The organism is Veillonella sp. CAG:933, from assembly GCF_000431435.1.
GTDB lineage: Bacteria > Bacillota > Negativicutes > Veillonellales > Veillonellaceae > Veillonella_A.
Genome location: NZ_HF986262.1, coordinates 49239 through 72155 on the forward strand (window position 1 = coordinate 49239; position 22917 = coordinate 72155).

General features: G+C 43.2%; 16 protein-coding genes and 1 pseudogene. 2 read left to right on the forward strand and 15 right to left on the reverse strand.

What is annotated here, in order from left to right; all coding sequences use genetic code 11:
• Positions 1-10: 10 nt before the first annotated feature.
• From QZL64_RS13820 to ftcD, 7 genes are all read right to left on the reverse strand, one after another.
• The gene (locus tag QZL64_RS13820) at positions 11-1036 is read right to left on the reverse strand and encodes a GspE/PulE family protein (RefSeq protein WP_021842531.1); all 1026 of its coding nucleotides are present in this window, start codon (positions 1034-1036) and stop codon (positions 11-13) included.
• A 290-nt stretch (positions 1037-1326) separates the two neighbouring features.
• Positions 1327-2571 (reverse strand): imidazolonepropionase, encoded by a 1245-nt coding sequence (gene hutI / locus QZL64_RS13825; protein ID WP_021842532.1) that lies wholly within the window; start codon positions 2569-2571, stop codon positions 1327-1329.
• 120 nt (positions 2572-2691) lie between these two features.
• Complete coding sequence (locus QZL64_RS13830; RefSeq protein ID WP_021842533.1) at positions 2692-4740, reverse strand: urocanate hydratase; 2049 nt, start codon at positions 4738-4740, stop codon at positions 2692-2694.
• A 410-nt stretch (positions 4741-5150) separates the two neighbouring features.
• Positions 5151-7433, reverse strand: coding sequence for a bifunctional dihydroorotate dehydrogenase B NAD binding subunit/NADPH-dependent glutamate synthase (locus QZL64_RS13835; RefSeq protein WP_021842534.1), 2283 nt, complete (start codon positions 7431-7433; stop codon positions 5151-5153).
• 361 nt (positions 7434-7794) lie between these two features.
• Positions 7795-8415, reverse strand: coding sequence for a cyclodeaminase/cyclohydrolase family protein (locus tag QZL64_RS13840; protein ID WP_021842535.1), 621 nt, complete (start codon positions 8413-8415; stop codon positions 7795-7797).
• Between the two features lie 50 nt (positions 8416-8465).
• A complete protein-coding gene (locus tag QZL64_RS13845; RefSeq protein WP_021842536.1) occupies positions 8466-10136 on the reverse strand; it encodes a formate--tetrahydrofolate ligase in 1671 nt (556 codons plus the stop codon).
• Positions 10137-10271: 135 nt separating this feature from the next.
• Positions 10272-11165, reverse strand: coding sequence for a glutamate formimidoyltransferase (gene ftcD / locus QZL64_RS13850; protein WP_021842537.1), 894 nt, complete (start codon positions 11163-11165; stop codon positions 10272-10274).
• Positions 11166-11381: 216 nt separating this feature from the next.
• On the opposite strand from ftcD, the gene QZL64_RS13855 reads away from it, so the two are divergent.
• On the forward strand, positions 11382-11951 hold the full coding sequence (locus QZL64_RS13855) for a HutD family protein (RefSeq protein ID WP_021842538.1): 570 nt from the start codon (positions 11382-11384) through the stop codon (positions 11949-11951).
• Positions 11952-12189: 238 nt separating this feature from the next.
• Positions 12190-13023, forward strand: coding sequence for a formate dehydrogenase accessory sulfurtransferase FdhD (locus tag QZL64_RS13860; RefSeq protein ID WP_021842539.1), 834 nt, complete (start codon positions 12190-12192; stop codon positions 13021-13023).
• Positions 13024-13194: 171 nt separating this feature from the next.
• On the opposite strand, the gene QZL64_RS13865 is transcribed toward QZL64_RS13860, so the two are convergent.
• From QZL64_RS13865 to QZL64_RS13900, 8 genes and pseudogenes are all read right to left on the reverse strand, one after another.
• Positions 13195-13686 (reverse strand): 4Fe-4S dicluster domain-containing protein, encoded by a 492-nt coding sequence (locus QZL64_RS13865; protein WP_021842540.1) that lies wholly within the window; start codon positions 13684-13686, stop codon positions 13195-13197.
• A complete protein-coding gene (locus QZL64_RS13870; protein WP_021842541.1) occupies positions 13683-14213 on the reverse strand; it encodes a 4Fe-4S dicluster domain-containing protein in 531 nt (176 codons plus the stop codon). Before QZL64_RS13870 ends, QZL64_RS13865 begins: the two co-directional genes overlap by 4 nt.
• Positions 14210-16402: pseudogene (fdhF, locus tag QZL64_RS13875) on the reverse strand (formate dehydrogenase subunit alpha). The gene QZL64_RS13870 and the pseudogene fdhF overlap by 4 nt, the downstream one beginning before the upstream one ends.
• Before the next feature lie 186 nt (positions 16403-16588).
• On the reverse strand, positions 16589-17875 hold the full coding sequence (locus tag QZL64_RS13880) for an APC family permease (RefSeq protein ID WP_021842544.1): 1287 nt from the start codon (positions 17873-17875) through the stop codon (positions 16589-16591).
• Between the two features lie 371 nt (positions 17876-18246).
• A complete protein-coding gene (locus QZL64_RS13885; protein WP_021842545.1) occupies positions 18247-19092 on the reverse strand; it encodes an aldo/keto reductase in 846 nt (281 codons plus the stop codon).
• Between the two features lie 45 nt (positions 19093-19137).
• On the reverse strand, positions 19138-20007 hold the full coding sequence (locus QZL64_RS13890) for an aldo/keto reductase (RefSeq protein ID WP_021842546.1): 870 nt from the start codon (positions 20005-20007) through the stop codon (positions 19138-19140).
• A 25-nt stretch (positions 20008-20032) separates the two neighbouring features.
• A complete protein-coding gene (locus QZL64_RS13895; RefSeq protein ID WP_021842547.1) occupies positions 20033-20632 on the reverse strand; it encodes a TetR/AcrR family transcriptional regulator in 600 nt (199 codons plus the stop codon).
• A 592-nt stretch (positions 20633-21224) separates the two neighbouring features.
• Positions 21225-22502 carry a dicarboxylate/amino acid:cation symporter gene (locus QZL64_RS13900; protein ID WP_226974141.1) on the reverse strand — a complete coding sequence of 426 codons (1278 nt, stop codon included), beginning with the start codon at positions 22500-22502 and terminating at the stop codon, positions 21225-21227.
• Positions 22503-22917 lie beyond the last annotated feature (415 nt).

The following is a 22917-nucleotide window of genomic DNA, read 5'->3' on the forward strand; positions in this document are numbered from 1 at the left end:
CTTCAATATATTAAACTCCCCGAATTTCAATGCCGTTACGCCTTACTTCATCAACTGTAGTTAGCCCCATTCTTACAGCAAGCGTTCCTGATTCCAATAAAGTAGGTCTTACATATTGTTCACAATGTGTCCAATCTACCGAATTATCCGGTAAAGCTAATAATTCATACAGTGCCAATCGTCCACAAAAGCCACAACTCGTTTTTCTTCGTACCAAGCGCTGTGCTATAGCACCCAATAAAGTTGCTCGTACCAAATAATCTTCAATTCCCATATCCAATAACCGTTCTCGTACACCTAATGCTGTATTAGTATGTATTGTCGCCAACACTCGATGACCTGTTAATGCTGCTTGAACCGCTAATTCTGCGGTTTCTCTATCACGAATTTCACCAACCATAATCGTATCAGGATCTTGTCGCAAAACAGCACGTAATGCTTTAGGAAAAGTTAATCCTGCTTTTGGATTTATTTGCACTTGTATAGCACCCGGAATATCTGCTTCTACAGGATTTTCCAGTGAAATTACATTGTCTGTAACCGTATTTAATAACCTAAGTAACGCATATAATGTACTGGTTTTACCGGAGCCTGTCGGTCCTGAAATTAAAAGCAAACCATACGGCCTTTGCAATAAATTAATTACGATTTGTCGTACTTCTTCCGTCATCCCTAATTGCTCTAAACTTTTATAACAGTTTTCGCTACCTACAATACGACATACTATTGTCTCCCCATAAACTGAAGGCAATGACGAAACACGAAGCATAACATCTTTTTTATCTTTGCCTTGCCAACACCAACGCCCGTCTTGCGGCAACCGTTTTTCACTAATGTCCATACCACTCAAAATTTTAATTCTGTTTATTAACTTATCCGCTGCATCTTGCTCTATCTTTTCATGTATATCGAGAACTCCATCAATTCTAAAGCGTATTAATAAACCATCCTTGGTGGCATCAAAATGGATATCACTGGCATTTTCCGTTACCGCTTGACTAATCAACTTATCCAATTCTAATTCAACCTGAAACATAATCGCCCCCTTTATACCCGGCTACAAAAGAGAATTTCTTTATTTATTTTTTTATTCCTGCTTAATTCCACCAATGGTGCGCATTGGCACTGACAGTATGAGTCAACACAGAAAAAATCACAAAAAAACACCCTTCAGCCATTTTTATTGTAGCCAACCTGACATATTAGCTATCCAAAACGACCAAAGAGTGTTTTAAACGAGGTATAAAGAAGTTTGAAGTTTTATTTGAAGTTTAGGTACTAAGTCTAAAGCTCGGAGCTTTACACTTAATTAAGGCTTTGTCGTTCTCACGCCTGATGAACGACTTTGCCTTTTTTAATGACCGTTTCTACAATATTCACGCCCGTATGATACGGCAAAAATTTGTAGGATGGGTATTGGAGAATGACGATGTCGGCTTGTTTACCTTCTTCAATGGAGCCGATTGTATCCGCACGCCCAACAGCGGCAGCTCCATTCAAGGTAAGAGCCGTAATGGCTTCTTCCGCCGTCATTCCCATATAGATAACACCGAGAGCAATCATAAGAGGTACAGAGTTGGTAAAACCGCTGCCCGGGTTGAAGTCGGTAGCGAGTGCTACGGCACAACCGGCATCAATCATTTTACGAGCCGGTGCAAACGGTTCTTTGAGACAAAAGGCGGTGGTCGGTAACAAGGTCGCTACCGTATCGCTATTTGCCAACGCTTTAATACCTTCGTCTGAAGCATGTAATAAGTGATCCGCCGAGGTGCAACCCAGTTCGGCGCCCAATTCGGCACCGCCCAAGGTTACGATTTCATCGGCATGGATTTTTAAGTCAAAGCCCATGTCTTTGGCTTGCTGCAAGTACTGGCGACTTTCTTCGATGGAGAAAACGCCTTTTTCACAGAAGATATCACAGAACTGAGCGAGGTCTGCTTTTTTAACGTCCGGCATCACTTCCTTAACAAGGAATTTCAAGAATTCTTCGTTACGACCTTTGTATTCCGGCGGAATGGAGTGCGCCCCCATGAAGGTGCGCACAATTTCTACGGGCTGGCGCTGTTCCAATTCTTTCATGACTTCCAGCTGTTTGAGCTCCGTATCGTGGTCCATACCGTAACCACTCTTACCTTCCACCGTGGTAATACCGAAAGCGAGCATCTTCTCTAAAATATCCATGCTGTGTTCAATCAACTCTTCCGCTGAGGCATTGCGAGTGGCCTTCATGGTATTGTTGATGCCGCCGCCCCGTTCCATAATTTCCATGTACGTCATGCCTTCCATGCGCCACAGGAACTCATCAGCACGGTAGCCGCCGAACACAAAGTGTGTATGCGAATCTACGAAACCGGGCAGTACCGTTTTGCCGGTAGCGTCAATCTGTTTGTCGACCGGTACGGTTTTCGCCCATTCCGCCCCATCGCCGACGGCCACAATGTGACCGTCTTCGATGAGAACAGAGGCATTTTCATAGATTTTAACATCTTTCATGGATGCCCCCTTAATCGCCGTATGACCTTGCGGTGTTACGACTTGGGCGGCATTTTTTATTAATAATTGGTCTCCCATATTCAGCTCCTTTCGTTCTTCATACAGTCTTTCATTTGTGTTTGTTACTAAGCTCTAGGGAGCTTCTATTCGACTGCTATTCGACTGCTATTCGACTGCCAATCGCCTGCTGATAGGCTATCAGTCTTTGATTACTTTAGCTGTCGGATACACTTTAGCAACAGCGGCTTTTACTTTCGCATCGTCCGCTACGAACGGAATCGTAATATGACCTACGCCGGCACGGGTTTTGTTAAATTCAACAGCCGTTTCCATAGCATGTTCGTTGCGAGCCCAGGAACGACGAGCTACACCGCCGATAACGTCCCAGGATAAAGCGGAGCGGATGATTTCATCCACGCGATGGCTGCCGTCAAGCACGAGACCAAAACCGCCGTTGATGGCTTTACCGATACCGGTACCACCGCCGTTATGAAGGGCGATTAAGCTCATGCCGCGCGCTGCGTTACCGGCATAGGTTTGAATCGCCATGTCGGCCATAACGTTAGAACCGTCTTTAATATTGGATGTTTCACGGAATGGCGAGTCGGTGCCGGATACGTCATGATGGTCACGACCGAGCATAACCGGTCCGATTTCACCTAAGCGAACGAGTTCGTTGAAGCGAAGGGCAATGCGTACACGGCCTACTTCGTCCTGATAGAGGATACGTGCCTGTGTGCCCACTACCATCTGGTTCTTTTCAGCATCGCGAATCCAGTTATAGTTGTCGCGGTCCTGATAACGACGATCCACTTCGATGCATTCCATAGCGGCTTGGTCAGTCTTATGTAAGTCTTCCGGTTTACCGCTGAGGCATACCCAACGGAATGGACCGTAGCCGTAATCAAAGAGATGAGGTCCCATGATATCTTCTACATAGCTTGGCCAAATGAAACCATCTTTTTCATCAACGCCATTTTTCGAAATTTCTTTAACGCCCGCATCATATACGGCCTTCATGAAAGAGTTGCCGTAATCAAAGAAGTAAATGCCTTTAGCCGTTAATTTTTTAAGCGCGGCGAAGTGAGCTTTCAACGTTTCATTTACGAGGCCATGGAATTTAGCCGGATCTTCAGCCAACATTTGAGTACGTTCTTCGAAGGTGATGCCTTTTGGACAATAACCGCCGTCATATACATTATGACAGGAAGTCTGGTCGGAAATCAAATCAACGTGCACGTCGTGTTCAGCGATGTATTCAAGTAAATCAACGATGTTGCCATGGTACGCATAGGCTTTACCTTCTTTAGCCGCCATGGAGTCCTGCGCCATTTTAATTACTTCAGGAATGGAATCGGACACGCCGGAAATCCAGCCCTGATCCAAACGAGTTTTGATGCGGGAGTAATCCACTTCGGCAATAATGGCTACGCAGTTCGCGATTTCAGCTGCCTTACCTTGAGCACCACTCATGCCGCCGAGGCCGGAGGTAACGAATAATTTACCGCTTAAGTCGCCGTCTACCGGAATACCGAGTTTCATACGACCGGCGTTCAAAATCGTATTAAATGTACCGTGTACGATACCTTGCGGTCCGATATACATCCAACCGCCGGCCGTCATTTGACCATAGTTGGCAACGCCCATTTCTTCGGCGATTTCCCAGTCTTTTAAGTTATCGAATAAGCCCACCATCATACCGTTCGTGATGATTACGCGCGGCGCTTCCGGTTTGGAGCGGAATAAACCTACCGGATGACCGGATGCCACTACAAGAGTCTGGTCCTGTGTCAATTCTTCCAAATAGCGTTTAATAAGGAGATACTGCATCCAGTCATGACATACGCTACCGGTTTCACCATAGGTAACGAGTTCATACGGATAGAGGGCTACGGCGAAGTCCAAGTTATTGTCAATCATAACCTGGAAGGCTTTACCTTCTACACATTTGCCTTTATATTCATCAATTGGTTTGCCGTACAAATTACCTTCAGGGCGGAAGCGGTAACCGTAAATACGACCGCGTGTCGTTAATTCTTCTAAAAATTCAGGAATCAATTCATCATGATATTCTTCCGGAATGTAACGTAACGCATTTTTAAGAGCGACTTCGGTTTGTTCCGGTGTCAAACGAAAACCGCGATCAGGTGCCCGACGAATGCCTTCCTGGAAGGTTTTCTTCGCCGGTAAGCCCTTGGAGAAGTCAAGTTTGATTGTCATTGCAGATTGAACAGTTGCGTTATTCATAGATCCACCCCTTTTGCAAAATTACGACCGACAAATTATTTTGTCATACATCAATTGGTACTTACATTACACTAATGCGTATATTTACTACCTTCTTACCTGTATTTTAAATAATTCTAATCTGAAAAACGTCCAAGAAAATCCAACCCAACTTGAATTATAATTTTGATTGTTTTCAGACTTTTTTAGCTAATTATCCGTAAATCACCAAAAATTTGACAAAATAACTATGAATCAACTTGAAAATAATATAGCAGTTCCTAAATCTCGCCCCACACAAAATAAACAAAACTTTTAGGTAAGCGCAAGAATTTAGAAACTGCTTATTATACGACTTTTATTATTTTTTTAATGGCTATTTATTCGCCACATCTTTTGACTTATATTATCAAGCTATATTTGCCATTTACTTATTTAGATAAATACTCATCAATGGCACTGGCTGCCTGTTTGCCGGCCCCCATAGCCAAGATAACGGTGGCGGCCCCGGTTACCGCATCACCGCCGGCAAATACGCCTTCTCTGGTGGTAGCCCCTTTTTCATCGGCAATAATACCGCCCCAAGATTCCGTATCAAGACCTTTAGTGGTAGAACGAATCAATGGATTTGGATTGGTGCCAAGGGACATGATTACGGTATCACAAGGGATAACGAATTCGGAACCTTCAATTTCCTTCGGACGACGACGGCCGGATGCATCCGGTTCGCCCAATTCCATTTTGACACATTTAACACCGGTTACCCAGCCTTTATCATCGTGAAGAATTTCAACCGGATTGGTTAAGAGATTGAACTCAACCCCTTCTTCCTTAGCGTGATGAACTTCTTCGGCACGAGCCGGGATTTCATCTTCACTGCGGCGATATACAATCTTGGATTCCGAGCCTAAACGAAGGGCGGTACGAGCGGCGTCCATAGCCACGTTGCCGGCCCCGACGGTTACACACACTTTGCCGATGGCAATCGGTGTGTCGTAGCTGTCATCATACGATTTCATAAGGTTCGCACGGGTCAAGAATTCGTTGGCCGATAATACGCCGTTCGAAGATTCGCCCGGAATATGCATGAATTTAGGAAGGCCTGCGCCGGAACCGATGAATACGGCTTTGAAATCTTCTTTATCCATCAAATCATCGATGGTTACGGTACGCCCGATAATAACGTCCGTTTCAAACTTAACGCCTAAATTCTTAATGTTTTCCACTTCTTTATTTACAATGCGATCTTTAGGGAGACGGAATTCAGGAATACCGTAGGCCAAAACGCCGCCCAATTTATGTAAGGATTCGAATACCGTTACGTCGTAGCCTTTTTTGGCCAAATCGCCGGCACAACTGAGACCGGCAGGCCCCGAACCGATAACAGCCACTTTAATGCCCTTAGGCGCTTCTTTTTCACCAAAAACAACACCGTTGGCAAGGTTAGTATCGGCTACAAAGCGTTCCAATTTACCGATGGCCACCGCTTCGTTACGAATCCCCATAACGCAGGCGCCTTCACATTGTTCTTCTTGCGGACAAACGCGGCCGCAAATAGCCGGCAAGGCACTTTGCTGCGCAATAATGCGCCCTGCTTCTTCAATATCCCCTGCTTTTAAAGCTTGGATAAAGCCCGGAATATTGATGTGAACCGGACAAGCGTCAACGCAACGAGGCACTTTACAGTTCAAGCAGCGCTGTGCTTCCAGCATGGCTTCCGTCTGGCTGTAGCCATAGCAAACTTCTTCAAAGTTAGTAGCACGCACGGCCGGATCCTGTTCACGCACCGGAATGCGTTTAGCCTTATCCGTAAGTTCTGTAGTTTCAGAGCCTTCTTCCGCTTTGCACGTGCAATCAGGATTTGGATTGGCTTTATCCATTTCACGGATTAACTTACGACCTTCTTCCGTCTTGTACATGGTTTGACGTTGCATAGCATTGTCAAAATCTACCAAGTAACCGTCAAATTCAGGGCCATCTACGCAGGTAAATTTAACTTCATTGCCGATAGTAACGCGACAAGCACCGCACATGCCGGTACCGTCAACCATGATGGAGTTCAAGGACACTACGATTGGAATGTTCAATTCTTTAGCCGCAATGGTAGCGAATTTCATCATAATCATCGGCCCGATGGCAACGATGTGATTATATTCTTTGCCTTTTTCAATTAAATCTTTCATGCAGGCTACTACATTGCCGTGGAAGCCTGTAGAGCCGTCATCGGTGGCAAGATACAAATTCCCCGCTACGGAACGCATTTGTTCTTCATAGATAATTAAATCTTTGTTGCGGGCCCCGATAATAACATCGGCGGAACAGCCGCGGGATTTTAAATATTTAACTTGCGGGTATACCGGCGCCGTGCCGACACCGCCGCACAAGAATAAAATCTTTTTCTCTTTCAATTCTTCGTCGGACATTTCCGCCAAATCGGTCGGATTCCCTAATGGCCCTACGAAGTCTGTCAAAAAGTCGCCTTCTTCCAATTTGGCGAGTTTTTGCGTGGAGTCACCCAATGTTTGGAAAACGATGCTCACGGTACCTTCTTCGCGATCATAATCGGTAATAGTGAGCGGTACACGTTCACCGTATTCGCCGTGCTTTACGATTACAAACTGCCCCGGTAATGCCGACTCCGCTAAACGTGGTGCCAAAATATCATATTGATACATATTAGCATGTAAAACGATTTTTCTTACGATTTTAAACAAGAGAACTCACTCCTTTATGGACCTAAATACCTGTGATCGGTTTTACTATACGGCTGCGACCTCTTAGTCAAGCCTCAACTCCCTACACCGATCCTGTTACCTAACACCTTTAATACTACCAATCTTACATGATTATTGTGCTTATCATAATACTTATTTTACACTCTACAGAGTAATATTTAAAATTACATTTTCGCATATTTAGTCCGGACATTGTTAAAAATATCTAAAAAAACAGAGCGGTTTACTAAAAAACCGCTCTGTTCGTTTACTTTTTAAAGTTTATCATCACTTTGAAATGGCAATAAATCCCATGCCATCAAGTTTCAAGTAAAACTATAGGCTATGATTGCTTCACGGCTTATAAATTTACTTTTTGTAATAAACTTTGTTCTTTGGTATCAATAGCTTCTTCGATAGCTGCCATTTTTTGATTTAAATCGGCAACGAAAGCTCCGTCTTTGATGCTGCCTAAATTAATTTTTACGTTTAAGAACGCACTATGTACGGCTGTTCTGGCATTCATCGTAGCTACGGCACCGTCAGTAACCGCATTTTGATTGCCTTTTACGATAACAGCTTCAGCGAGTGGCAATAATTCATTAGCCAATTCACCGATATGATACGGAACCAAAGCAGCCCCTTTGGTAGCCTCCTGAATAGCCGCGGAACGAGCTTTTTTGTCTTCGTCCGTTTCTTTCGGCAATTTGAACGCCGCCATAATTTTATTGAAGGCTGCACTGTCTTCATCAATGTATGCCAAGAAACGCGCTTTCATTTCATGAGCTTTTACCTGAATGTCTTTCATTTCGGCTTCTACAGCGGCATATTTTTCTTTACCGATGGTAAGCGCTGCCACCATTTCGATTAAAGCTGCACCGGTTGCGCCGTTAAGGGCCGCAATACTGCCACCACCAGGAGCCGGCGAATCGGAACCTGTTTCATTGATAAATGCTTCTACGGATAAAGCTTTTAATTCCATGTGTTTCCTCCCAATTAAGTTCAGTATGCATGAATTTTTGCAAGCTGATTTTAGAATAAACCGGTGATTTTGCCGTCCTCATCGATATCCATATTGAGGGCCGCCGGTTTCTTAGGTAAGCCCGGCATAACCATGATATTGCTGGTCTGGCAAACGATAAAGCCCGCACCGTTAGCTATACGCACGTCTTGTACGGTAATGTTAAAATCTTTAGGTGCGCCCAATAAAGCCGGATTATCGCTCAAAGAATACTGTGTTTTGGCGATACAAACCGGTAATTTATCGAGACCCCAGTCTTCCAACTGTTTAATTTGTTTTTTAGCATTGGCGGTAAATTCAACGCCGTCGCCGCCGTAAATTTTCTGCACAATTTTTGTCAATTTGGCCGGAATGCTTTCTTCCTTATCGTACATAGTGGTAGGTTTGAAATCGGTACCTTCTACCATGGTTGCAATCTGTTTAGCCATATCGATACCGCCGTCGCCGCCTTTTTCCCAACATTCGTTAAGGCTTACGTCTACGCCGTAGCTATCACATTTCTGTAATAACTTCTCAATTTCGGCCGGTGTATCGGACGCGAATTTATTGATTGCTACCAATACCGGTAAACCAAAAGCACGGATGTTTTCAACCTGTTTGGCAAGGTTTACAAAACCGGCATTAACAGCTTCCACGTTTTCTTCGTTTAAGTCCGCTTTTTTAACACCGCCATGCATTTTGAGCGCACGAATAGTGGCTACGATAACAACGGCATGTGGGAATAAATTGCCGTATGGGCATTTGATGTCGAGGAACTTTTCAGCCCCGAGATCGGCACCGAATCCAGCTTCCGTAATTACGATATCACCCAATTTAAGAGCCATTTTAGTCGCTAAAATGGAGTTACAACCGTGAGCAATGTTAGCAAACGGACCGCCATGAACGATGGCCGGCGTATGTTCCAAAGTCTGTACCAAGTTAGGTTTGATGGCGTCTTTCATGAGCATAGCCATGGCGCCTTCACAGCCGAGCTGATGTACATAAACCGGTTGATCATCATAGGTACTGCCGATAACGATACGACCGAAACGTGCTTTTAAATCCTGAAGGCTTGTTGCCAAGCATAGCGCGGCCATAATTTCAGACGCTACGGTAATCATGAAATGATCTTCACGAGGGAAACCGCATACTTTGCCGCCCATCCCCACAACTACGTTGCGCAGAGCACGGTCATTCATATCCATAACACGTTTCCAGCTGATTTGACGCACATCAATGTTCAATTCATTGCCTTGATGTACATGACTGTCAATCATAGCGGATAATAAATTGTTAGCTGCCGTAATGGCATGCATATCACCGGTAAAATGAAGATTAATATCATCCATCGGTACTACTTGAGCGTAACCGCCGCCGGCAGCACCGCCTTTAATACCGAATACCGGTCCCAAAGAAGGTTCGCGCAAAGCAACTACAGTTTTTTTGCCGATTTTGTTTAAAGCTTGTGCCAAACCGATGCTGGTAGTGGATTTGCCTTCGCCCGCCGGAGTTGGCGTAATGGCAGTTACAAGAACTAATTTACCATCCGGTTTATTTTCCAAACGTTTTAATACATCAAGGGAAATTTTAGCTTTATAATGACCATATTGTTCCAATTCTTGTGGCAAAATGCCGCATTCTTCGGCAATTTTGGTAATCGGTTCCATCTGATTGGCTTGCGCAATTTCAATATCGCTGAACATAAATGCACCTCCTGTAGGGCTGTTAATCTTTGATAAATAACTTTATACCCTTTAATTTACACTAAATATGGACTTTTTTCAACTCTCATTGCACAGCGATACGCAATTTAATCGTTGTAAATCATGGAAGCTATATTAGTCTAACAATTGTTTTTCTAAAATTTGGTTCATGTCAAAGTTTTCAACTTGTAAATAATATTCAGCGGCCATCATTAAAGCTGCCATCGGTACGGTACCAATGATTTCGCTGCCTACGACAGATACGCCATAACGTTTGGCTTCCATTTTAATCATTTCAAAAGCTTGATATACGGAGGATTTATGGTAGTTAACAAGGTTCATGGAAACTTGTACCTGATTGCGTTCTTCCAGCATTACGCCCATAGCTTTGACATAGCGTAAACCGCCGCCGATATGACGAATTTTCTTGGCAATAGCATCAGCTACGGCAAGGTCGCTGGTATTTAAGTTTACATTAAAGGCTACCAAAGATACGCGAGCGCCAACAGCGGAGCAACCGGATTTTTCATTCATTTCGGCAGGTCCATAGTCAGGTACCCAGTTAGGGTCTTTAATTTTGTCGAAGAAGCCTTCATATTGCCCTTTACGAACAGAGGCTAAGTTACGGCGATCTTCTTTAGTGCAGGCATCTTCATAAAGATAAACCGGAATCCCCATTTCACCATAGGCTTTACCTACTTTATTAGCAATTTCAACACATTCTTCCATGGTTACTTCGGAAATCGGTGTAAACGGAACAACGTCAACGGCTCCAAAACGCGGATGAGCCCCTTCATGAGTACGCATGTCGATGAGTTCAATCGCTACTTTAGCCATATTGATGGCTGCTTCGGTTACCGCTTCAGGGGAACCGATTAAGGTAACTACGGAGCGATTGTGATCGGCATCACTGGAATAATCAAGAATCTTCAAGTCTTTAATTTTACGTGCTTCATCAACGATTTTTTCAACTTTTGCCTTATCGCGACCTTCACTAAAATTTGGAACGAATTCTACTAACTTAGCCATATGATTGCCTCCATTCAAAAAATACAACTTATTCCTCACATATATTTCCCGTACATATATTAGGAATGTTAAATTTATACGTCTAATATACATCAAGAATAACCAAAAAAACATCTAATTTTCAAATTTTGAAAAAAGTTTTGATTTTTGACAGTTTTTAGACGTAACTGACTTATATTGTATGTAGCGAATAGATGAGAACGCTTAGGAGGCGCTATGGAAATTACAGCGATTAGTCGTAAAGACGCCACCACCTCGAATTGGTCCGGTGGTTCCACAACTGAGTTTTATATTTATCCTCCGCAAAGCTCTTATAGCCAGAGAGATTTTGCCATTCGGATAAGTTCCGCTACAGTTGATGTTGAATCGTCTGAATTTACTTTGCTTCCGGGCTATCAACGTCTAATTACTCCGCTAAACAATCAGTTATACCTATCTTTTAAAGAAACAGCAGAAACATACCTATTAAAACCGTACGAAGTAGCTTACTTCGATGGTGCTTATCACACCTACTCCAAGGGGAAAGCAACAGATTTTAATGTTATGTTCCAACAAGGAATGAAGGTTAACTACTCTGTGTTAACTTCTTCTTCTCAACTTAATCCTCTCGAACATAGCTTCCTCTATGTTCCAAATTTACCTTTTGATCCCTCTGCCAAGGCTCAAATAGGTAACCTCCAAATACAACCGGACACACTTTATGTCTTGTCCGCTTGCACGGAGTCGATTCCTTTATTCCTTGAGGATCCTGCTGTCACTCTACTCTTCGTTAATGTATCCTCTTAGGATAGTTTCTTCAAACTTTACAATATATCCTCTCAGGATAGTCTATACAAACTTCATCTTCTTCACAAAACGGCAAAAGCCCTGAGTCTCCACACTTAGGGCTTTTGTTATGCTATTTTTACATAGTAAATTCCTATAAAAATTGTATAACATACTCAAGTCATGTATAATATAGGAATCAAGTACATTCTCACCGGCATATTGTCCGCATAGTGCGAATCATTCAAGGAGGTTTGTTATGTATTCTTTATCAGACACTAATTCTCACAATTGTATCTCCTATCAAAAAGGCAAAGGCGCCGTCGAAGAACAGCTTACTATCTCTGACGAAGTGGCCTATAAGCTTTTTATTGAAAACAAGCGTATTACAACGCTCATTGCCTCACCGCATGATTTTCGCGATTTAATCATCGGCTATTGCCTCATGGAAGGTCATATCAGCCAATTAGAAGATATTGCTCACATCGCCATGGATTCAGATTCCCATCGCATCGATGTAACGCTTAACCACAATACAGCCTATTATAATGAATCGGCCCCGGTCATTCCGCCGGCAGCCAAAGCCAATTTAACGGTCAGTGCCGATGAAATCTGCAATTACGGTGGGCTTCTCGATTCCATCACGAAAGCCCATCATACGTCACACGGCGTTCATGAAGGGGCCCTTGTAAAAGACGGTAAGGTGGTAGCCTATGCGGAAGATGTAGGCCGTCACAATGTATTGGATCGCCTCTTAGGCATTATAACCACCCAAAAGATTGATTCATCCGACAAAATTTTAATCTTCAGCGGTCGTGTACCACAGTCGGTCATCAAAAAAGTTCACCGTATCGGTGTGCCGATTTTCTGTTCCCGTGCCATGCCGACGGAACTGGGCATCGAATTGGCACAAAATATAACATTACCCTCTGTAATGTGTTGCGCCCCGATTCCTTTAAATGTATTACCCATCCGGAACGGATTAAAGGACTTCTGTAGAACTAATAAATTATTCTATACTCCCCGGTACCAAATTTTGTCCTATAACTCTATCCCCTATAACCCTAAATTATTCTATGCTTCCCAGTACTAAGTTTTGTCCTATAACCCCTATAAAACTAAATTTTTAACAGTAAAAACTAAACGGCTCTCTTGTATAGTCGCCTCACAGCGTACTTTACAAGAGAGCCTTTTTTAGCCTTATTACATAATTCTCATTATAGCTTATAGCAAAAATACAACAACTAAATATAACAAAATGCAGTTACGCCGAATGCTCCTGTTTATATAAAAGCCATGCCTTTAATGTTTCATCGTTCATCAAGGTCAAGGCCTTCTTCGGACAGCCTTTGACGCAAGCCGGTGTGCCCGCCTTCGTATCAACGCATAAATCGCATTTAGTGGCCACTACCCGACCGTCTGCTACGGGCGCCATGCGGACGGCTCCGAACGGACAAGCCAGTACGCACTCACGACAACCGATGCAGCTGTTTTCGTCAATAAAAATCAGCTTGTCGTCCCGTTTATGGATAGCTCCTACCGGACACGCCGCCATGCATGACGGGTTTTCACATTGCTTGCAGTGAACCGCCGCTTTCAATTCCGGCTGACGATAGGTCTTGCAACGAGCGCGTTGCAACGGATCATTAAGTTTCACGTCCGTCATCTTCAAATCGTAATGGGACATGATGCATTGTCGTTCACACATGCCGCAGCCGATACAAAGATTCACATCACAGTATACAAACTGATTCATACTTGTCCCTCCTTTACAGCCCATGCATTTAATGCTGTTTGGAGATTTTTCTTATCCACTGCGTTCTGCACACTGTCGATTTCATAAAATGTCAACGCGTCAGTCGGACAATGGCTGACGCAGGCCGGTACGCCTTCTTCCGTATTTGCACAAAGGTCGCATTTATTGGCCACTACCCTCACCGTACCTTCATCGGCTACGGATTTCATTTGAATGGCGCCAAACGGGCAAACCATAGTACATTGTTTACAGCCAATACAACGTTCTTCGTGCATAAGAATACTATCAGTGCCCTTTTCCAAAGCCCCTACGGGACACACTTTGACGCACGGTGCATTTTCACACTGATGACATTGCACCGTCATTGTCTTAGTTTTCGTTTTTACCACATGAATGCGCGGATAAAAATCTTCGCTCTCAGGATCGGTCGTGAAAATACCGTTACCGCGATGAGCCACTACACAGGCTACCATGCAAGTACGGCAGCCTAAACAAAATAAAGGATTTCCTTTTACAAATCGATTCATACGTTGGCACCTGCCTTTTCTATCCCCATTTTGGACCGAATCAATGCATATTGTGTCTGTACATACGCTTCCGCCTCAGCTTGGTCGTCCAACTTTTCAACACGGCAGGCACAATATTTATATTCCGGCGTTTTACTCTTAGGATCAAGCGCCGTATTCGTCAATTCATTACAAGCTCCAATCCACCACTGATAGGTCATGTAGGTCGAACCCGGTTTAACCCGTTCCGTCGGCAAGCAACGGGTTATAAGACTGCCGCGCCGTGAACGAACACGAACCAAATCGCCTTGGGCCACACCAAGTTCTTCACAGTCTTTAGGATTCATGGCTACCCAACCCGGTTCATCTTCCAGTTTTGCCAACATGCGGCAGTTGCCCGTCATGGTGCGTGCCGAGTAATGGCCTACTTCGCGAACGGTACAGAAGGACATTGGATATTCTTCATCCACTTCTTCTTTAACCGGCTCATAATCGGTGAAAAGTAAATTCCCACGACCGTCTTCGGTAGCAAAATGACCACCTTCATGGAGGAACATAGTCCCTTTATCATCCATACTTTCATCATAGCAAGGCCACTGTACGCCGCCTAAGGCGTCGATTTTTTCATAAGTGGCGCCGGTGAATTTAGGAGATAACTTACGCATTTCATCCCAGATTTCCTGCGTATTGTTATAGTGCATCGGATAACCCATAACCGTAGCTAAGAGGCTTTGGATTTCCTAATCCGGTTTTACCCCTTCAGGCGGTTCAATGACTTTGCGAACCCGCTGAAAACCGCGGTCACAGCAGGTATAAATGGCGTCGTGTTCACCCCACGCCGTAGCCGGGAAAAGAACATCCGCATATTCCGACGTGCGGTTCATAAAGATATCCTGCACGATAACTAAATCTATCTGTTTTAAGGTTTCACGAATTTCTTCCAAATTAGGGTCCGATTGGGCCGGATCTTCACCGAGAATATAGTAGGCATGAATCCGCTTCTTAGGATCCGGTTCACCTAGCACGTAATCCGGTACTTGCGTCAATTTAATCCCCGGTTTGGACGGTAAGGAAACACCCCAGGCTTTTTCAAATTTAGCGCGTACCGCATCATCCGTCACCGACTGATACCCCGGATAGACATCCGGCAAAATACCCATATCACAGGTGCCCTGTACGTTATTTTGACCGAGCACCGGACCTACCCCCGTCGCATAATGACCGTAATTGCCGGTCAAAAGTGCCAAATTGGAGCACGCCGCCACGCTGTCAACGCCTTGAGAGAACTGAGTAATCCCCATGCCCCAAAGGATGACAGAATGCTTCGACGAAGCATAGAGCCGAGCCGCTTCACGAATAGCCTGAGCACTGACGCCGATTTCAGCGGCCACCGCTTCCGGTGCATATTGGGCAAGCTTCGGCACAAACTCTTCATAGCCGTTCACATGAGCCTTGATAAATTCATCATCCGTCAGATGCTCATCAATTATCGTATAGGCCAACGCATTGAGGAGCAACAAATTGGTGCCCCCTTTTTGCTGCAAATGAATATCCGCAATACGAGCCGTTTCCGAAATCTGAGGATCCGCACAAATAATCTTCGCCCCTTTAGCTTTCGCTTTAATAATGCGGCGAGCCACAATCGGATGAGACGTTGCTCCATTATACCCGATGTTAAAAATTACTTCAGCATCTTCAATTTCAGGCACACTGACTGACATGGCTCCTTCCCCGATAGATGCTTTTAAGCCGGCTACGGACGCAGCGTGGCAAATACGCGCACAGTAGTCCACATTATTAGTGCCCACTACGGCACGCATAAATTTTTGCGTAATATAGCCGGCTTCATTCCCCGGACCGCGGGCCGACCCGGCCCCCATAACGGAATCAGGACCATATTCTTTAATAATCGCTTTGAGCCGTTCCGCCGTATAGGCAATGGCTTCATCCCAACTCACCGGTTCCAACGGGCTGCCTTTACCGCCTTTACGAATCATCGGACTCGTAATACGCCGAGTCAAAAGCTGAGGGTCATTCAGGTAATCCCAACCGTAAAAACCCTTTAAACAAAGGCGCCCCTCGTTGGTACGACCCGGAGCGCCTTTTGCAGAAATTATGCGGTTAGCCTTTTTATCGACAGTAAATTCTATCTGGCAACCGGAACCGCAATACGAACAAACCGAAACAACTTTTTCATACGTAGTTTGCATAGTATAGCCTCTCAATTCACTTGAATTCCCTAATATGTCTAAACTAATACGTCTAAACTAACAAGTCAACAAAAGTTGCTGATACAAGTAAATTCTATATCGTAATTGCAAATTCCTTTTTTCAATTATGCTTATTTAGCATAATTAATTATTTACATAATTCAATCTCATTTATAAGCCCTCCTCTCACGGCCGGCTATTTTCAACTGAACTATATTTCTTCATAAGAATATACAAAGGTGCAACAAGAACCATCGCACCAAGGCCGGTTACTAATTTATATAAATCTGCATTAGCTAAGAGCCATAAACTAGCAACTACTGCAATTGCCGGAACTAATAGCCCAAACGGCACTTTATAACCTGCATGACCAAAACTCTTTTTCCTTAAAACTGGAACAGCAATACAAGTCGGAATATATTGACTAAATCGACTGATAACACTAATTGCGGCTAGTTCTGCAAAGCTTCCTGTCAAGGTTAATAAAATGGCCAATCCTCCTGTAATAAGCACCGAAATATAAGGCACATTATATTTATTATTTTTCATCATAAATTTAGGTAACAGTCTGCCTTCTGCCAATGCTTGAGCACATCGTGGCGTATTAAAAGAACTTGCAATATTCAACCCGCCTATAGATATTAAGGTCCCCAGCGTTACCAGCAACAAGCCGTTACTCCCCCAAACACGCCCCATAGCATCTGCTACGGGCGTTTTCGTTCCGCCTAAATCAGCGCCCAAAATACCAACACAGTTAAACTGAACGAAAAAATAGACTACCGATACGAAAGACATGGATATGATTAAAGCCAACGGAACATTCCTTTTTGGATTCTCCATATCCCCGGCAGCTACACCTAAGTTTTCAAAACCTGTAAAAGCAAAAAATACAATAATAAAAGCTGTGGACACAGAGTTAATTGTCAAATCTGCCGGGATAAATGGAGTATAATTGCTTCCCTCTACATACCAAATTCCCCCTAGAATAAATATTGCCATAGGAATTAGTTTCGCTACAGTAGCAATATTATTTAAATACGCCATAATATTTATCCCTAAAAGATTAACCAAGCTTAAAGTAAGAATTATCCCGATAGCTATAGTCTTTTGCAATACAGGAGAGGCAATTTGCGGAATCAATGCTGATAAAGCAGTGGAAAAGCCAACGGCCATAGTCGCCCAGGCGATTATACTAACAATCCATTTCATAACCCCTACTTCATACCCAAAGAAATCCCCAAATGCTTGTTTCGTGTAAAGATATGGTCCACCGGACTGTTCAAACATACTGCCGCACTCCGCAAAACAAAGAGCAATAGACATAACCAAAACAAACACAAATAAATAGGCCAAAAGGCTAGCCGGGCCTAAATGATCATAGGCTGAACCCGGTAGCAAAAAAATTCCACTACCTATAACACTGTTAATCCCGTACAGAACGATTGTTTGTAAATTCCACTTTTTATCATTCATTTAATGTCCTCCCTAATCAAAACTTTGTCCTTATTATAGGGATGTCGACATTAAAAGTCAATCTAAAGAATTATTCTAGCAGGCTCTGTTTTATATATCCGAAGATCAATATAGGATATTTACTCTCTACTCACTGCCCCAAATCTTAGGTATGAATACGCCGGCCGTGATTGGAAAAAGCTTTTTGCAGATGTAATTTTTCGGCATAGCAGTAAATGCTTATGATAACAACGCAAAAATCCCCCTACCTATCTCGCGACTTTTGCTCTGGAAGAGCCCAGGAGTAGATAGGTAGGGGGATTTTTAAGTCCCAAAGTATTACTGCGACCGAAAAATTACTGTGCGATAGCTTTTTACCTCACGGCCGACTATCATACTTTATGATTATGCAACATCTTCACAAATTCAGGGTCAAAGTGATTTACGATTTCGCTATGGCCGATATCCATTGTCTTGATTTGATCCATATCTTCCTGAGAAAGTTCAAAATCAAAGACATCTATGTTTTGTTGCATACGTTCTTCCCGAACTGATTTAGGAATTACAATAACGCCACGTTGAATATTCCAGCGCAAAGCAACCTGTGCCGCTGTTTTATTGTATTTTTTACCAATGGCCGTCAAAATCGGATCGGTAAATAAATTACGTTTACCTTCGTTAAAAGGTCCCCAAGCTTCCGGTATAACGCCGTATTCCTTCATTGTATCAAGGTTAAGCTGTTGTTGAAAAAACGGATGTAATTCCACTTGGTTAATCATCGGTTTGATTTCAAATGTCATGCAAAGATCAGCAATTACGTGCGGATAGCAATTAGCCATGCCGATAGCTCTCAATTTGCCCTCTTTATATAACTTTTCAAGAGCCTTCCACGCATTAATATAATCACCGATTGGCTGATGTAGGAGCATAAGGTCAATATACTCTACACCAAGACGTTCCAACGACAATTCCACCGCTTTGATAGTCTTTTCATACGAATAATCTTGAACCCAAACTTTGGTGGTAATGAAAATTTCTTCGCGCGGAATGCCACTTTCTTTAATCGCTTCGCCAACAGCCGTTTCATTCAAATAGGCCTGAGCCGTATCAATCAAACGGTAACCGTTTTTCAAAGCCGTTGCCACGGATTTTTTAGCTTCTTCATGGTCCGGAATCTGAAAAACACCGTAACCAAGCATCGGAATTTTTACACCATTATATAACTCTCTGTATTCCATAATTTCTCTCCTTATTCTATATCTCCTTGACTATGTAAATATTAATTAGTCGTTGGCATGCACATCATAGTTTGCAAGTAAAAACTCGGCTACACCTTCATTATCAGGGTTGTGTACGCCCTTACCGGTGTCAAGACCACGCATTTCATTCATTTCGCTCTCGGTCAATTCAAAGTCAAAAAAATCCATATTGCTCTTGATTCGTTCCGGCTTCGTGGATTTAGGGAAAACGATAATCCCTTCCTGCACTTCGAAACGAAGAATAACCTGGCCGGCGTTTTTACCATGAGCATCCGCAATTTTTGTAATCACAGGGTCCTTCAACAAATTAGCATTCCCCTGCCCCAGTGGCCCCCATGCTTCTAATTTTACATCGTGTTCAGCCATAATCTTACGAATTTCTTGCTGCTGATAATATGGATTGAATTCCACCTGATTAACGAACGGCATCGTTTTAAACTGCGGCACAAACTGATTCCAAATCTTCGGCGTCATATTACTTACACCAAGGGAGCGAATCTTGCCTTCAGCTTTCGCCTCTTCCATGGCACGCCAAGCCCCCGGCACATCACCGTATGGCTGATGAATCAAATACAAATCCATGTAATCCAGGCCTAATTTACGAAGGGATGTTTCAATCCCCTTTTTAGCCGCTTCGTAGCCATAATCTTGTAACCAAAGTTTGCTGGTAACAAAAATTTCTTCACGAGGAATGCCGCTTTCGCGAACTGCTTTCCCCACTTCTGCTTCATTAAAATAAGCAACGGCCGTATCAATATGGCGAATGCCCAAGTCCAAAGCTTCACGTACTGCTTTATAGGTGCTGCCGTCAGCAGGAATCCGGAATGTACCAAAACCGTATACCGGAATTTTCACGCCATCATTCAATGTAACTGTAGGAATCTTTGTAGTCATAAGTATCTCTCCTTTTTGTCAATTTTTACACAATATAAGGTGTCATTAACGATTTTAAAAATATATTACAAAACTCTTTGGTTCTTTCCTTAAAACTATAGGCACCGTCAGTCATATTCCAACAGAGCATCTGACCATACAAGATATCTATAATTGTATGCGCCAAAACATCTACCGGCGTATCGGCCTTCAACTCCCCGCGAGCAACACCACCTTCCAATAAAGACTTCACTGTGTTTATATCCATATATATTTTATTACGATGCTCAGGATTTTCGACTAAATTTGGATTCACAGTATTGCGTACCCATTCCTGGCAAAGCTTTAAACTGCTTTTTTCGATATCTGCCGAAAAACTCGTCATAAAAAATGTAAGTCGCTCTAAAAATGTTCCTTCATAATTCTTAGCTCTCTCTATAAGCTCCTCATATATTTCAAGGCCAAGTTCATATACTATATCTTCCTTACGTTTAAAATATGTATAAAACGTGCCGTTGGCAACGCCTGCAGCTTTTGCAATCTCCGCCACCGAAGTATTTACAAGACCTTTTTCTCTAATAATCTTCTTAGCCGCCGCCAATAAATTTTTCTTTGTTTCCAAGGCAGCCAACTGCCGATTATTCATATCATCACATCCAATCTTTTCGAACTATGTGTACATTGTATCACATTCACTGAATGGAAGTCAATGAATTTTGTTCAATAAAATATCTGTTGGTGAAGTAACACGTTCAAACCACTGATTCCGGCTCGGATATTCAGACTTTAATTGTGGGTATACGAAAGGCACTATCCCATATGCTCCTACGCTCTTTCAGAGCAAGAGTCGCGTAATGGGATAGTGCCTTTCGTATCTTATATCATCTCAATTTTAAGCTAAATATCCGAGCCGTTTAGCGATTAAACGTGATTACAAGCACCAACAGCGTATTATCATCTCACGCCGTGGAGGAGTTACCCTTCCCCCCACTGAGAAATGTAAATACGGTGCCGGTGCTTTGAAACGGCCAGTGAGTATAGATATTTTACAGGGTTGCCATAAATGCCTATGAAAGAAGCGAAAAAAGCCCCTATACCTATCACACGACCTTTGCTCTGAAAGAGCCCGGGAGTAGATAGGTATAGGGGTTTTTGAGTGTCTATCGGTATCATGGCGACCGCAAAATAACTATGCAACGGCCGTTTACCGCACCGACAACTATTTCATTTCGAAAACTTTATTTCGAGAATTCTAAGTTCTCCAATTCTTCCTCACTAAACGGTTCTTTCATGCGTTTAGCCAAGTCATCGGCAGAGATTTCATTTTCCCAACGAGCCACAACGGCTGCGGCCACACAGTTACCGGTTACGTTACAGAAGGTGCGAGCCATATCAAGAATACGGTCAACACCGAGGATAATGGCAATGCCCTCTACCGGCAAACCGAAAGCGGCCGCCGTACCGGCAATTACGATAAGAGATGCACCCGGTACCGCGGCGATGCCTTTTGTAGAAAGCATCAAGGTAACAAGCATCAACAACTGTAATTCCAATGGGAACGGAATACCGTAAACCTGCGAGATAAATACAACAGCTAACGCACTATACAAGGTGGAGCCGTCCAAGTTGAAGGTATAACCTAACGGCAACACGAAACTTACAATGTGTTTAGGAAGGCCGGCGCGTTCCAATTTTTCCATGGCAATCGGCAACGCCGCTTCACTGGCTGCCGTAGAGAATGCCAATACCAATGGTTCTTTTAAGACTTTTAACAACGGGAATAAATTGGTTTTTGTCAAAAAAGAGGCAATGGAAATTACGATGACCAAGAATAGAATCAAGGCTAAGTATAAACAAAGAACGAGTTTTAAAAGCGGTAATAACATACCGAGGCCGAATTCACCTACCGTGTAGGCAATGGCGCCGAAAATACCGATTGGCGACACATACATAATATAATGAGTAACTTTGAACATAATGTGTGCCAAATCTTTGGATAAGTCGATGATTTGACGGCCGTCTTTACCCGTGCTGGCTGCGGCAATGGCGAATAAACAACTGAAGAAAATAATCTGGAGCATATCGCCACGTCCCATAGCATCAACGATATTGGTCGGAACGATATTAACGAGCATTTCAACATGGTCGATACCGTGAGCAGACGCCGCTTTATTAACTACTTCGGAAGCACCGTTTTGCGTTAAAGCTACGCCAACGCCCGGTTCCATGACATTAACGGCAAATAAGCCTACGATTAATGCCAAACTGGTAGCAAATTCGAACCATAAAATCGCTTTACCGCCCAAACGTCCGAGTTTTTTGAAATCACCGGTTCCGGCAATCCCCATGACCAAGGAACTAAAAATGAGCGGTACCACGATCATTTTAATCATGCGGATAAATACATCGCCCAATGGTTTTAGACTTTTGGCAAACTCCGGAGCTACGCCGCCCACGATAACGCCTGCCACTAAGCCGATAATAATCCATGAAGCCAGACTTAATTTTTTTAACATAGCCAATGCAATCACTTCCTTTTTCGCATACATATAAATTATTTCAAATGAGCCTTCATTAATTCAAGGGTAATTCGACTTGAGATAGGCAAATCTCAAGTCATAGTTTTAGAATAAGGAGAAAATAAAAAAGAGTTATAAACCATTGGTTTTACTTCTTCCAATGGATTATAACTACGCTTGAAATACCCTTGAATTAACATGAAGCTTTTCTATTATATCAAAAAAGTTCGTTCCTTGCAATTTGCTATAGAATGACTAATTATACGTTTTTGTAATTGTTTATACAAAAGGGACATCTGTCACATGTACAAAACACGGAAGATGTCCTTTATAGTTGCATACCCATAAATCGCTACTGATAATTGAGCCTTATGGTAATTGTCATAAGAGATTTTTTAATAGGCCTTATCGG